General features: G+C 66.9%; 13 protein-coding genes. 6 read left to right on the top strand and 7 right to left on the bottom strand.

The window, feature by feature from the left end:
- Window positions 1-15: 15 nt before the first annotated feature.
- Window positions 16-1,935 (top strand): acetoacetate--CoA ligase, encoded by a 1,920-nt coding sequence (locus AB0L82_RS28010; protein ID WP_364642985.1) that lies wholly within the window; start codon window positions 16-18, stop codon window positions 1,933-1,935.
- A gap of 40 nt (window positions 1,936-1,975) precedes the next feature.
- Here AB0L82_RS28010 and AB0L82_RS28005 read toward each other — a convergent pair whose 3' ends face one another.
- The 4 genes from AB0L82_RS28005 to AB0L82_RS27990 all read right to left on the bottom strand — a co-directional run bounded on the left by AB0L82_RS28005 (window position 1,976) and on the right by AB0L82_RS27990 (window position 5,979).
- Entirely contained in the window at window positions 1,976-2,284 is a 309-nt protein-coding gene (locus AB0L82_RS28005) for a DUF4254 domain-containing protein (RefSeq protein ID WP_364642595.1), read from the bottom strand.
- Window positions 2,285-2,497: 213 nt separating this feature from the next.
- The gene (add, locus tag AB0L82_RS28000) at window positions 2,498-3,523 is read right to left on the bottom strand and encodes an adenosine deaminase (RefSeq protein ID WP_364642593.1); all 1,026 of its coding nucleotides are present in this window, start codon (window positions 3,521-3,523) and stop codon (window positions 2,498-2,500) included.
- On the bottom strand, window positions 3,520-4,572 hold the full coding sequence (locus tag AB0L82_RS27995) for a 2-oxoglutarate and iron-dependent oxygenase domain-containing protein (protein WP_364642590.1): 1,053 nt from the start codon (window positions 4,570-4,572) through the stop codon (window positions 3,520-3,522). Before AB0L82_RS27995 ends, add begins: the two co-directional genes overlap by 4 nt.
- A gap of 15 nt (window positions 4,573-4,587) precedes the next feature.
- Window positions 4,588-5,979 (bottom strand): cytosine permease, encoded by a 1,392-nt coding sequence (locus AB0L82_RS27990; RefSeq protein WP_364642587.1) that lies wholly within the window; start codon window positions 5,977-5,979, stop codon window positions 4,588-4,590.
- A 142-nt stretch (window positions 5,980-6,121) separates the two neighbouring features.
- On the opposite strand from AB0L82_RS27990, the gene AB0L82_RS27985 reads away from it, so the two are divergent.
- Complete coding sequence (locus AB0L82_RS27985; protein WP_364642584.1) at window positions 6,122-6,718, top strand: XRE family transcriptional regulator; 597 nt, start codon at window positions 6,122-6,124, stop codon at window positions 6,716-6,718.
- A gap of 18 nt (window positions 6,719-6,736) precedes the next feature.
- Here the strand turns inward: AB0L82_RS27985 and AB0L82_RS27980 are convergent, their stop codons facing one another.
- Genes AB0L82_RS27980 through AB0L82_RS27970 form a run of 3 tightly spaced genes read right to left on the bottom strand, consistent with a single transcriptional unit; the run spans window position 6,737 to window position 9,654 of the window.
- Window positions 6,737-7,774, bottom strand: coding sequence for a TIGR03617 family F420-dependent LLM class oxidoreductase (locus AB0L82_RS27980; protein WP_364642581.1), 1,038 nt, complete (start codon window positions 7,772-7,774; stop codon window positions 6,737-6,739).
- 60 nt (window positions 7,775-7,834) lie between these two features.
- Window positions 7,835-8,569, bottom strand: a complete 735-nt coding sequence (locus AB0L82_RS27975) for an ABC transporter ATP-binding protein (RefSeq protein WP_364642578.1) — start codon at window positions 8,567-8,569, stop codon at window positions 7,835-7,837.
- A 26-nt stretch (window positions 8,570-8,595) separates the two neighbouring features.
- On the bottom strand, window positions 8,596-9,654 hold the full coding sequence (locus tag AB0L82_RS27970) for an ABC transporter permease (RefSeq protein WP_364642575.1): 1,059 nt from the start codon (window positions 9,652-9,654) through the stop codon (window positions 8,596-8,598).
- Between the two features lie 131 nt (window positions 9,655-9,785).
- Here AB0L82_RS27970 and AB0L82_RS27965 point away from each other — a divergent pair, with 131 nt between their 5' ends.
- From AB0L82_RS27965 to cobM, 4 genes are all read left to right on the top strand, one after another.
- Window positions 9,786-10,940: a sensor histidine kinase gene (locus tag AB0L82_RS27965; RefSeq protein ID WP_364642572.1), complete on the top strand. Its 1,155-nt coding sequence runs from the start codon at window positions 9,786-9,788 to the stop codon at window positions 10,938-10,940.
- A 17-nt stretch (window positions 10,941-10,957) separates the two neighbouring features.
- Complete coding sequence (locus AB0L82_RS27960; protein WP_364642570.1) at window positions 10,958-11,596, top strand: response regulator transcription factor; 639 nt, start codon at window positions 10,958-10,960, stop codon at window positions 11,594-11,596.
- Between the two features lie 15 nt (window positions 11,597-11,611).
- Window positions 11,612-12,037, top strand: a complete 426-nt coding sequence (locus AB0L82_RS27955; RefSeq protein WP_364642567.1) for a PPOX class F420-dependent oxidoreductase — start codon at window positions 11,612-11,614, stop codon at window positions 12,035-12,037.
- Between the two features lie 70 nt (window positions 12,038-12,107).
- The gene (gene cobM / locus AB0L82_RS27950; protein WP_364642564.1) at window positions 12,108-12,866 is read left to right on the top strand and encodes a precorrin-4 C(11)-methyltransferase; all 759 of its coding nucleotides are present in this window, start codon (window positions 12,108-12,110) and stop codon (window positions 12,864-12,866) included.
- Window positions 12,867-13,025 lie beyond the last annotated feature (159 nt).

The following is a 13,025-nucleotide window of genomic DNA, read 5'->3' as shown; positions in this document are numbered from 1 at the left end:
GTGGAACCACAGTGGATGCCGACCGAGGCCGATATCGCCGGGGCGCGGGTCACCGATTTCGCGGCGTTCGTGACGGCGCGGACGGGGGAATCGTTTCCGGACTACCACTCGCTCTGGCAGTGGTCGGTCGACAATGTGGCGGGCTTCTGGGGTGCGCTCTGGGACTATTTCGAACTGGGGGAGCGCACCGGCGCGGTGCTCGTCTCCACCGAAATGCCCGGCACCAAATGGTTTCCGGCGGCGCAGCTGAACTATGTCGAACAGGTGGTGCGGCAGGCGCGCACCGATCGGCCCGCCATTCTCGGCGTCGATGAGGACGGCAGTGTCATCGAGCTGTCTTGGGCGGAATTGCTCAGCAGCACCGCGGCTTTCGCCCGTGCCCTGCGGGAACTCGGTGTGGGCCGGGGTGATCGGGTCGCCGGCTATCTGCCGAATATCCCGCAGGCCGTGATCGCGTTCCTGGCCACGGCCAGTATCGGAGCCGTCTGGAGCGCTTGCGGTCAGGACTATTCCGCGCAGGCCGCGCTGGACCGGCTCGGTCAGCTCCAGCCCAAGGTGCTGGTCACCGCCGACGGCTACCGCTTCGGCGGCAAGGTGCACGATAAGACCGGCGATATCGAGGCGCTGCGGGCGGGGTTGCCGTCACTGGCCGCCACCGTGCTGGTATCGCGCATCGGCGCGACCCTGCCCGATGTGCGCGCCTGGGATGAGCTGCTCGACGCACCGGGCGGCGAAATCGATATCGCGCCGGTGGATTTCGAACATCCGCTGTGGGTGCTGTACTCCTCCGGCACCACCGGCAAACCCAAGGGCATCGTGCACGGTCACGGCGGGGTACTGCTCGAACATTTGAAAGCCGTTGCCCTGCAATCCGATATCGGGCGCGACGACACCTTCTTCTGGTACACCAGCCCGAGCTGGATGATGTGGAACTTCCAGATCGCCGGATTGCTGGTGGGCGCGACCATCGTCACCTACGACGGCAGCCCGTCCGCGCCGACCACGGATGCGTTGTGGGCCATAGCCGCTCGCACCGGTGCGACGGTGGTGGGCACCAGCCCGGGCTATGTGCTGGCCTGTATCAAGGCGGGGGTGGTACCGCGCCGCGATCACGATCTGTCGGCGCTGCGCATGGTCGGCATCACCGGTTCCTCGCTGCCGCCGTCATCCTCACTCTGGTTGCGCGACAACGTCGGTGAGCGGGTTCCGGTCGCCTCCATCAGCGGCGGCACCGATGTGGTCTCGGCCTTCATCGGCGGTGTGCGCACCGTCCCGGTGTGGCCCGGTGAACTCTCCGCCCCCTACCTGGGTGTGGCATTGGACGCCTGGGACGAGAAGGGCCATCCGGTGCGCGGTGAGGTAGGCGAACTCGTCATCACCAAACCGATGCCCTCCATGCCCGTGCACTTCTGGGACGACCTCGACGGATCCCGTTACCACGACGCGTATTTCGACATGTACCCCGGCGTCTGGCGGCACGGCGACTGGATCACCGTCAACGACCACGGCAGCATCACCGTGCACGGCCGCTCCGACTCCACCCTGAATAGGCACGGCATCCGCATGGGCAGCGCCGATATCTATCAGGTCGTCGAGGCGCTTCCCGAGGTGGCCGAGGCGCTGGTGCTGGGCATCGAACTCCCCGAGGGCCGCTACTGGATGCCGCTGTTCGTGGTGCCCGCCCCCGGCGTGGAACTCACCGATGAGGTCAAGGCGCGCATCAACGCCACCATTCGCGCGGAAGTGTCCCCGCGGCACGTCCCCGACGAAATCATCGCCGCCCCCGGCATTCCGCACACTCGCACCGGTAAGAAACTCGAAGTCCCGCTCAAGAAACTCTTCCAGGGTGCGGAACTATCCAGGGTGGTGGCCCCCACCGCGGTGGACGATCCGGCGCTATTGGGCTGGTACGCGCAACATAGCCCGCCGAAATAGCGCGGATCCCAATGATTTTCCGACTTCGGCTCCCCGCCCGCTAATGCGCGCCGGGGAGCCGCCGTCGTCCGGTGCACACCTCGGACGCCAAATCCTCGTAACCGACGGCCAATTCGGCCAGTCGTTCCCAAATTCTGGTCAATTCCGGCCCCGGGGCGTGGGTGAGCGCCGCATAAGCGTGCGCGGTCAACTGCGCCAGCCGATCGATAACGGCCCCCATGGTCTCGGTATGCACCCGAGCAGCCCCGTGCGAGGGAGGTAATCGCGAGGTAACCCAGCAATCGATGGCCTGCACCAATTCATCTCGCAAACCATCGAATTCATCCTTGGCGTCCGGCCCGGCGGCCATCCGCCGCCCATGCAACTCCGTTAATTCATGAGCCGCACTAAGTACCGGATGCCCCGGAAAACTGGATCCCCGGCACGCCAGCAAAACCTGCCTCTTACTGGGAAGCGCTTCCCTCATCGCGACCACTCCTCTTCCGAGAACTGCGAATTCCGAGAACGCTATTCCATCAAAATGACCATCCCGTAACCTCCACCCCAACACCCCATTTCGCGATCATCCGAACGGTGCGGGCGCCGGGGTGAGCCGCTGTGCGACCCGGTCGCGCAGCGCGGATTTATCGGATTCGTCCAGCCAGGAACCCTCGACCGCGTTCATCGTGAAGGTGAGCAGTTGATCGGCGCCGTACCCGAGAGTCCGGTGCAGGACCTCGAAATCATTGGTTGGATCGGTGCCGAACATCGGTGGATCATCGGAGTCGATGGTCACCCGCAGACTGGCTTCGACCATGGCGGCGATCTTTTCGTGTTTGCCATTGCCGCTGCCGGAGTAGCGGCCGATATCGGAGCTGACCGGGGTGCAGGTGAATGTTATGCCCGCGTTTCGGCAACGCTCGGTGATACGGGGGCTGTCGACAACGTGATAGCCGTGGTCCACGCGGGTGCAGCCCAGGACATCGAGCAGCACTTCGATATTCGGCGGTGGACCGGATTCCGAATGTGCGGTGCGATGCAGGCCCGCGCGGCCCGCTATCCGGTACGCCTCGTGGAACAGTTGGGGCGGTCCGTGCACCTCCGCGTAGTCCAGGCCGATGCCGACCACTTCGTCGCAGCGGTGCTCGATGACCTGCCGCACCAGATCGACGGCCGCGGCGGGGGTGTCCTCGCGATTGATCGCGACGATGATGCGGCTGCCGATCCCGGTGTCCTGCTCGGCTTCTCGCATTCCGGCGCGGACGCCATCCAAGAGGGTGCGGTAGTCGGCGAACGGATGCGCGGGCGGGCTGACGAATATCTCCCGGTACAGCACACCGTGTTCGGAGCCCAATGCGGTCAGGGATTCGTAGGTGATGCGGCGGAAGTCGTCGGCATCGCGAACGACCTGGCCGACCATATCGTAGACACGCAGGAATTCGTCCAGATCCTCGTGGCTGTCGATATCGTAGAGATCCGTGGCGGTGCGGCCGCCGGGCATCGGGATACCGTGCTTACGGGCAAGTGCGGCAACGGTTTCGGGCAGCACCGAACCGGTGAGATGACAGTGCAGGCTGACCTTGGGCAGGTCGCGGAAAGAGAGTGTCACGCCCGGTCTCCGGTCTGTTCGGCCGCTGCCAGCACTCGGGCGGCCTCACGGGTGGCATTGGTATTCGGTTGTCCCGCACGCGAGCCCGCGAGTTTGGCGCGGATGTGGTCGGCGACCGTCACCGGCTCGTATTCGCTGCCCTCACCCACGCAGGACGGCAGCGTCTCGATGAGCGCGTCGATATTGCCGTCGTGGAAATACGCGGCGCTGCGCCGGCGCTGAATCGTCCCGTCCACGATCGGTGGCTTGACCCGGTGCAGCGTGGACAGCCACCGCTCATTGGTCCAGCGAGCCATGAGATCACCGAGATTCACCAGGAGCGCGCCGTCGGCGGGCTGTACGTCATGCCAGCGGCCGTCCGCGCCGAGCACCTGCAATCCGGGCGCCTGATCGGCCCACAGCACGGTGACGATGCCGTAATCGGTGTGTTCGCCCATGCCGATCAGATCGCCGTCCAGATCGACGGTGCCGGGCGGGAGCGCGTAATTGTTCATGCGCAGCACATCGAGCGAATGATCGGTGTAGTCGCCGAAGTAACCGGCGGGCAGGTCGAGCGCATCGGCGAAGGCCGTGGTGAGGGTGCGCGCCACCCGCGCGGCCTCGGCATAGTATGCCTCGACGGGTGCTCGATACCGCGGAACCTCCTGCGGCCACACGTTTTCCGCGTAGTCGGTGGCCGGTAGATCCAAACCCGGGTAATCGGCGAGCGATGCACCGATATTGAACGCTTCGAAGAAATCGTTCATCCGGGTCGCGGATTCCACGCCGAGGCTCAGGCTCAGACTCTCGCTCTTGGGCGGCGAATAGCCCCGATTGATCTCGGGCGCGGTCCGATACCGCTTCTTGGTCTCCAGATCCAGGGCGAAGAACTCGTCCAGCGCGCCGGTGAATCCGTCGATCACCCGCTGCGGCACCGCGTGTCCGACGATCTGCATGAAACCGATCGTGCGAGCGGCCTCATCGATCTGCCGTGCGACCGCACCGCGCGCGCTCATATCGCCGTCTCCGACGTATGGCGAGATATCGATGACCGGTACTCGGAATTCCACGGAATATCCCTTCCTTCAGTGTGATTCGGCGATGACGGGGCGGCGGGCGGCGAGGTAGTAGGTCACGCCGCCGACGAGCAGTCCGGCCGGAACGCTCAGATCCGCTCCGCCACACAGGTTTGCGATAGGTCCGATGAACACCGAGGTGTCGATACAGCACAGCGCCGCGATCATGCCCGCCGCCTGCGCCAGCACGCCCGGCAGATGCAGGCCGCCCGGCCGCAGGTACCGTCCGCCGGTCTCGGCGAGCGAATCCAGGTCGTAGCGGCCGCGGCGCAGGAAATAGTCGACCACGAAGATCGCCGCCCACGGCGCGAACCACACGATCATGAACAGCAGGAAGTTGCTCACGAAGGTGTTGAAATCGGAGGAGAACACCACGATCGACCCGATCGCCGCGCAGATGACGCCGTCCAGCACCACCGCTTGCCAGCGGCCGATGCGAACGCCGATGGCCTGCAACGTGACTCCGGACGAGTACAGGTCGATGGCATTGAGCGAGATCATCTGCGCGATCACCAGCACCAGATACGGTGCCAGGAACCAGCCCGGGTACACGCTCGGCAGTCCGCTGATGGGATCGGACGCCTGCTCGGTCAACAGGGCCACACCGACGCCGAGCAGCATGAGCAGGGCCTGCGGGATCGCGCCGCCCAGGGTCACGGCGGCGACCACCTTGCGGCGTGGCGTGGCGGTCGGGAGATAGCGGGAGAAATCGGTGGCGTTGGGGGTCCAGCCGAGCCCACTCGCACTGGCCGCCAACGCGATTCCGCCGAGGAAGGCGGGCCAGCCCGCCGCCTGGCCGACGGTGATGTCGAGTTTGTCGGCGGTCAGCCAGGCCATGATCAGGAACAGCGCGGCGAACGGTGCGACCAGCAGGTTCAGGACTTTGGTGATGGCGGCGTGGCCCAGACTCGGCAGCAGGCTCTGCGCGATCGAGAACACCACGAGCAAGACGACTTTCGTACTGTTCGACACCTGCACCCCGGCCATATCCAGCAGCGCCGAACCGGCGAGCACCAGGATCACCAGATCCAGCACCTCGTAGCCGATCTGCTGGAGCCAGTTGCAGAATGCGATGGGGCGCATGCCATTGCGGCCGAATGCCGCCCGGCTCACGGCGAAGGTGGTAGTGCCCGCCGCCGGACCGGGCAGGCTGGCCAGCCCCGCGAGTACCCAGGTCGCGGTACCGATGGCCACGGCGGCCAGCGCCTGCCAGAGGTTCAGCCCGATGGCGATGAGCAGGGTGCCGTACACCACCACCTGCACATTGAGAATCACTCCGCTCCACATGAGGCCGAGCCGGCGCACGGTGCCCGTGCGCTCCGCCTCCGGGATGTGGTCGATGCCGCGCTGTTCGACCAGACCGGTCGCGGTGGCAGACGGGTCGTCTTCGATGACCGACATCGGGCACCCTCCGAGTAAAGCAGTACTGATAAGTGACAGCAATCAGATTGGCCCACTTGTATGGCGGTAGCGTTCACTCGCGTCACGAATGTGTAAACGCCCGCGTATCCGCCGGAATCATTCATCGGGCACACTGGCCTGTGTGAACGACACATCGACAGCACCCGGCGATCCCGACGAGTCGAGCCTGGCCGAGCTCGTCGGCGGCGTGGTCCGCGAACTTCGTGAGAAGTCGGGACTGTCAATGCGCGAGCTCGCCAAACGCGCCGGCATCAGCCAGCCGTTCCTCAGTCAGATCGAGCGCGGCATCAGCGCCCCCTCGATGATCACCACCTATCGACTGGCAGCCGCCCTCGAAGTCACCCCCGGCGATCTGCTTCCCAGCCCCGCCCCCGACCGCGTCACCGTCGTCCGCTCCGATGAGGGCCTGCGCCTCCCGGTGGCGGACCGCCCCGACGCCGCGGTCGGCCGCGCCCTCCATATGCGCCCCAACAGTCCCCTCGAAGTCATCGAATACCTGGTGGAGCCTGGCCAATTCATCGGCGGCTGGTTCGAATCCACCGGGGTCACCGGCGTTTACGTCGTCACCGGTCACCTGGACGTGGAACTGGTCGGCGTAGGCAGAATCCGGCTGGGCCCCCGAGACTTCGTGGACTTCCCCTCCACCCTGCGAGACCGCTGGCACCTGGTGGACGACCACCCCGCGCACGTGCTGCTGGTCATCGCCCAACCCCGATAGTCGAAGCCGGACAACCGATTACGAGGTGGCGGTGCGCGGCCCGCGCAATGCGGTGAGCAGGTCGCGAAATTGGTCATCGTCGTCGGTGGTCGGCGGGATCTGCAGCGCTATCCCGTCGCAGTGCGAGCCGTACCAGCGGTCCAGCACCGTCGGCAGATCGGCGTAGATCGCTTCGGGGACAAGGGTTTCCAGTACCTCATCGGTCAGGATGGCGGGCAGGTCGGTCCATGCGCCGGCGTGCGCGGCGGCGCTCAGGCGATCGGCGGTCTCGGGATGGCCGACCAGGTCGAGGGTGCCCCGGTAGGCCGGGGTGGAGTAGAGGAAGGCCAATTCCGAGCGCAGCCGCTCGCGGGACTCCGCCAGTGATTCGGCGTCGGGGCCGGTGATCATCTTGGGGACCACGATGATTCGGGGGCCGCCGTCGGTGCGCCCGGCGCGCTCCGCGCCCGCGCGGAGGGCGGGCAGCACCCGATCGGCGAGGGAGAGCGGATGTGAACCCGTCGGGTGGGCCACGAAGCCGTCCGCCGCCGCCCCGGCCAGCTCGCACATGCGCGGGCCTACGCCGCCCATCCAGAGGGACGGCGGGGTCACGTCCAAGGGGCCGGGGTTGAAATATGGCTGCAGGCGGGTGAATTCGTAGTGCGAGCCGTGGTGGTCCAGGCGCGAGCCGGTCTGGAAGGACGCGAAGATGGCGCGGAGGGCGGCGGCGTAGTCCGAGAGCTGGGCTACCGGATCGGTCCAGGGGGTCGAGTAGCGGCCGACCATATTGCCCCGGACCTGGGAGGCGATGCCGAGCTGGAAGCGGCCGGCGGAGAAGCGGGCCAGATCCCAGGCGGCGTAGGCGGTGAGCATGGGGCTGCGGGGGAAGGCGACCACCATGCTGGTCCGGATGGTCAGGGTGGTGCTGTGTTCGGCCGCGAGGGCGCAGACGCCGAAGGGATCGCGCACGGTCTCGGAGATGTGCACGGTATCGAAGCCCAGGGCCTCTATCCGACGGATTCGTGTCGCCACCTCCGACAGCGGAGTGTCGGCGGGTAGCGATGTCACGAGTTCCATGACGGTCCTTCGGGATCGGCGCGGCCACCGTGCTCGGCACACGGAAGCCGCTCGATCCTGTCAGACCGCGTGGGCGGCTCGGTTCTCGGACTCCAGGGTCAGGCTGCCGTCGACCATGCGGTGCACGGTGTCCATCTGATGCAGGTGCGCGCGATCGTGCGTGACCAGCAGGGTGGCGGCATTGTGCTCACGGGAGATGCGCACGATCAGGTCGATGATGGCTGCCCCGCGCTCCTGGTCGAGGGAGCTGGTCGGCTCGTCGATGACCAGCAGGGCCGGATTGTTCATCAGGGCGCGGGCGATATTGACGCGCTGGCGCTGACCGCCGGAGAGCTGGGCGGGCCGCTTGTTCTCCTGACCGGCGAGGCCGACCGCGTCGAGGAGTTCCCGTGCGTGCGAACGGGCTTCGCGACGGCGGGCGGGGGAGACGAAGAAGGTCTGCCCGAGATGGACCATGGCCTCCAGCTGCTCCAGCGAAGTCAGCGCCGGAACCAGATTGGATTGCTGGAACACGATGCCGATGGAGTTCCGGCGCAGCGTGGTGGCATCACGACGGCTCAGCTGCGCCAGATCCACGGTGCCATCGGAGGTTTCGAGTTCGATGCGGCCGGAATCGGGACGGATGAGGGTCGACACCGTGGCCAGCAGTGTCGATTTACCGGAGCCGGACGGCCCGGTGATGGCGGCGATCTCACCGCCGCGCACCGCCAGGTTGACCCGGTTCAATGCGGTGATGCGTTCGGCGCCGTCCGGGAAGGTGAGGGTGAGGTCGGCGACCGTGAGGGCGTTGGTCATCGCAAAACTCCTGTGGGACAAGGTGATCAGCGTGCCTGGTTGAGGGCGGTGAGCGGATCGGTGGTGGCGAGGAAGCGCAGCGCGAAGGCCGCGCCGAGCAGGCCGAGCAGAATGAGCGCGGCCGCGGGGAAGAGCGTGGTGCTCACGCTGAGCACGAAAGGCAGTGCGTCACCGAGGAATAGGCCGGCCAGCGCGGTGATCCCCACGCCGACACCGACACCGGCGACCAGCACCACCAGCGCCTGACCCAGCGCATCCCGGACCAGCGAACCGGTGGTCGCGCCGAGGGCTTTCAGCGTGGCGATATCGGGTGTGCGCTGCACGGTCCAGACCGTGAAGAACGCGCCGATCACCAGCGCCGAAATGGCGAACAGCATGCCGGTCATCAAGGTCAGCGATCCGTTCTCGGCTTGGTACGAACTCATGGCCGACAGCGAACCCTTGGAGGATGTCGTGGTGGTGTGCGCCGCCGCGTTGACCGCGGACTCATCGTGCACCCCGGAGACAGCCATGATGGTCGCCGCACCCGAGCGCGGATTGAGCGTCTGCCAATCGCCGAGCGTCATCCACACCACCGGGGTGTGCGCGTACCAGTCGTCCTCGGTCACGCTCCGCACCGTGAAATTGCCCGCGCCCAGCGCGACGGTGTCACCCGGCCCGGCCTCGAGATCCTTGGCGGCGGCCTTGGACAGCACCACCTGCCCGGCATCGGTTGCCACACGATTGCCAAAGGGTGTCCCCTGCACCCCGAACAGTGCGACCTGTGCGGGGGAGGCCCCATCGTGCGTGGCGCGAGTGCGGCTGATGCCGATCGGGTCGACCGTCCCGTCCGATCCGGCGGCCGACTGCCAGGCCCGCACCTGCTCATCGCTGAGCGTGGAGGAATCGAAGGAGGCCGCCGACCCGGTGTCCGCGAAGACGACCGTGCTGGTCTGCAGCGATTGGATGGCGGAGATGTTTTGGTGCCCGAGCCCGGCGGTCAACCCGCTCAAGAAGCTGACGAGCAGCGCGACCATGGTCACCACGAGGGCAATGAGGAGGAAGCGGCCGCGGGCGGCCCGCAGATCCCGGAGTGCTACGAACATGACTCCACTCTGGTGCGGATGCCCGGTGAATCCATCGCGCCGCGGGACGAATCCGGCCCCAGCCAAGGGAGGTCCGGCGTTTCCTACTTTCGATGGATGCCGGTGCGGTTGCCCGGCATAAGCTGGTCGACGTGCATCGATCGCCCCTCACCCCCGTCCTTTCCGCCGTGCAGCTCGGTCTGCACGCGCTGGTGGTGGCGCTGACGGCGGTGGTGGCGGCGCGGGCCATCATCGCCGACGCGCACCCCTATCTGGTGGTGGTGCTGTCCGGGGCGTTCCTCGGGGTCTACTTCGCCGGTGGCCTGTTCCGCCGCAGGCTGGTGGCCGCGCGGGTGTGGCTGGTCGTGCTGACCGTGCTGTGGCTGGTGCTGGTGGCCTTCGTGCCCGAGGCGGTCTATCTCGTCTTCGGCCTGTTCTTCCTGTATCTGCATCTGCTGCCCCGTAACTGGGGTCTGGTGGCGGTCACCGTCACCACGGTGGTGTCGGTGGTCGGCTTCGCCCTGCATCGCGGCTGGACCTTCGGCGGCATCATCGGCCCGCTGCTGGGCGCGCTGGTGGCGGTCGGCATCGGTCTCGGCTACGAGGCGCTGTTCCGCGAGGCCGCCGAACGCCAGCGCCTGATCGACGAATTGCTCACCACCAGAAACACTCTCGCGGAACAGGAGCGCACCGCGGGCAAGATGGCCGAGCGCGAACGCCTGGCCCAGGAGATTCACGACACCGTCGCCCAGGGCCTGAGCAGCATCCAGTTGCTGCTGCACGCGGTGGAGCGCGCGGCCCCGGATCACCCGGCACTGGCCAAGATTCGGCTCGCCCGCGAAACCGCCGCCGACAGCCTGGTCGAAACCCGCCATCTCATAGCCGAACTCACCCCGGCCGCCCTGGAGGGCCAATCCCTCGCGGGCGCGCTCACCCGAATCACGCAGCGCGCCACCGCTCCCGGCCTGCACGCCGAAATGCTGGTCGAGGGCGATCCGCACGCGCTGCCCATGCCCATCGAGGCCGCCCTGGTGCGCATCGCGCAGGGCGCGGTCTCGAATGTGGTGCGGCACGCGCAGGCCCGGCGCATGCGGGTCACCCTCACCTACGCCGGTGACGCCGTGTACCTGGACGTGGTCGACGACGGTATCGGCATCGCTCCCGAGGTGCTGGCCCAATCACCCTCCGGCAGTTTCGGTCTCACCGCCATGCGCAATCGGGTGGAGCAGCAGGGCGGCACCATGGAGGTGGAGTCCGAACCCGGTCACACCGCCGTCACCGTCTCGTTCCCGTTGGAGGAGCAGTGACTTCCGTTGGAGGACGAATGATTCGCATCCTGCTCGCCGACGATCACGCCATCGTGCGCGCGGGCCTGCGTGCCCTACTGGATTCCGGTGCGGCGGAAAGCGATTCCGGTGCGGAGATCGATGTGATCGGCGAGGTCGCCACCGCCGAGGAGGCCGTCGCGTTCTGTTCCACCACCCGGGTCGATCTGGTGCTGATGGATCTGCGCTTCGGCCCGGGCAAATCCGGTGCGGACGCCACCGCCGCCCTGCGTGAACTGCCCGATCCGCCGAATGTGCTGGTGGTCACCAACTATGACACCGACGCCGATATCCTCGGCGCGATCGAGGCGGGCGCGGTCGGCTACATCCTCAAGGACACCCCGCCCTCGGAATTACTGGCCGCGGTCCGCTCGGCGGCCGAGGGCGAGAGCGTGCTGTCCCCGTCGGTGGCCTCGCGGCTGATGACCCGCGTCCGCAAACCCGACACCACGTTGAGCCCGCGCGAGATCGAGGTGCTCCGGCTGGTCGCGGACGGTCACTCCAATCGCGAGATCGGCCGCCGCCTGTTCCTGAGCGAGACCACCGTGAAATCGCACCTCGTGCACATCTACGCCAAGCTCGGCGTGAAATCGCGGACCTCCGCCGTGGCGCGTGCTCGCGAACGCGGGGCCATCTGACCCTACGGTGGGTGCATGGCCTCCCTCTCCGATCCCGAAGTGCGCGAATTCCTCTCCGAGGGCACCCGCACCGGCAAGGTCGCGTTCATCGCTGCCGATGGACGTCCGCTCGTCACCCCGGTCTGGTTCGTCCTCGATGGTGACGCCGTCGTTTTCAATACCGGTGCGACCTCGGCCAAGGGCAGATCCATCGCTCGCGACGGCCGGCTGACCATGGTCGTCGATCTCGAGGCCGCCCCCTACGGCTATGTCCAGGTGCAGGGCACGGCCGAGGTCTCCGAGGATCTGGACGAATTGGTCCGCACCGCCACGCTCATTGCCGCTCGCTATATGGGAGCGGACCGGGCCGAGGAATTCGGCAAGCGCAACGGGGTTCCGGGCGAGCTGGTGGTGCGTTTGGTGCCCACCAAGGTGACCGCGGCCTTCAACGTCAGCGACTGAGACCCGTCCGCACGCCCGGTCTCGGGGGTGCGAGACGGCGGCGGGCCGCGGCAATGCCAGACTCGGCGGCATGACTGTGCACTTCATCGGGGCCGGACCCGGAGCCGCGGACCTGCTCACGGTGCGCGCGGTGGGTCTGCTGCGCGAGTCGCCCGTCTGTCTCTACGCCGGGACCTATCTCGACCCCGAGGTGCTGGCGCACTGCGCGCCCGATGCCGAACTCATCGACACCCAGGGCCTGGATCTGGATCGGATCATCGAGCACTGCGTGCGCGCCACGGCCGCGGGCAAGGACGTCGCCCGCCTGTGTTCGGGTGATCCGTCCATATATTCGGCGCTATCCGAGCAGACCGGCAGGCTGGACGCCGCAGGTGTGCCCTGGGATGTCACCCCGGGCGTTCCCGCCTACGCGGCCGCGGCGGCGCTGCTCGGCACCGAACTGACGGTCCCCGAGCTGACCCAGTCCGTCGTGCTCACACGCACGCAAGCGCGTTCCACCGCGATGCCCGAGTCCGAGGCGCTGTCCAACTTCGCCCGCACCCGCGCGACCCTGGTATTGCATCTCGCTATCACCCGCATCCGAACCCTCGCCGATGAGCTGATTCCCGACTATGGGAACGACTGTCCGGTCGCGGTCGTCTACCGGGCCAGTCAGCCCGATCAGCTGGTTCTGCGCGGCACCCTGGCCGATATCGCGGACCGCGTCGAGGCCGCCGAGCTGCGTCAGGCGGCGGTCATCCTGGTCGGTCGCGCACTGGCGAAATCGGTGGATTGCGCCCAGTCACACCTGTATGACCCCGCCCGGGACAGGACGCATATCACTGGCTGAGACCGCGAAATGCGGTGATAGTTCGCAGCTATGGTGCTTCTTCGTTAGGGGTTGCAAGCTGCCGGTAGATTGGTCCGAGTGTTCAGCAGCATTGTGCCGATAGCGGCCGGAAGTCCATTGGACGTTCGTACGCCCATGTAACAAGTTCGGTCGACTGGG

Source organism: Nocardia sp. NPDC052001 (genome assembly GCF_040680615.1).
Classification (GTDB): domain Bacteria; phylum Actinomycetota; class Actinomycetes; order Mycobacteriales; family Mycobacteriaceae; genus Nocardia.
The sequence above is the reverse complement of the archived record's forward strand: the minus strand, read 5'-3'. Positions and strand labels throughout refer to the sequence as shown.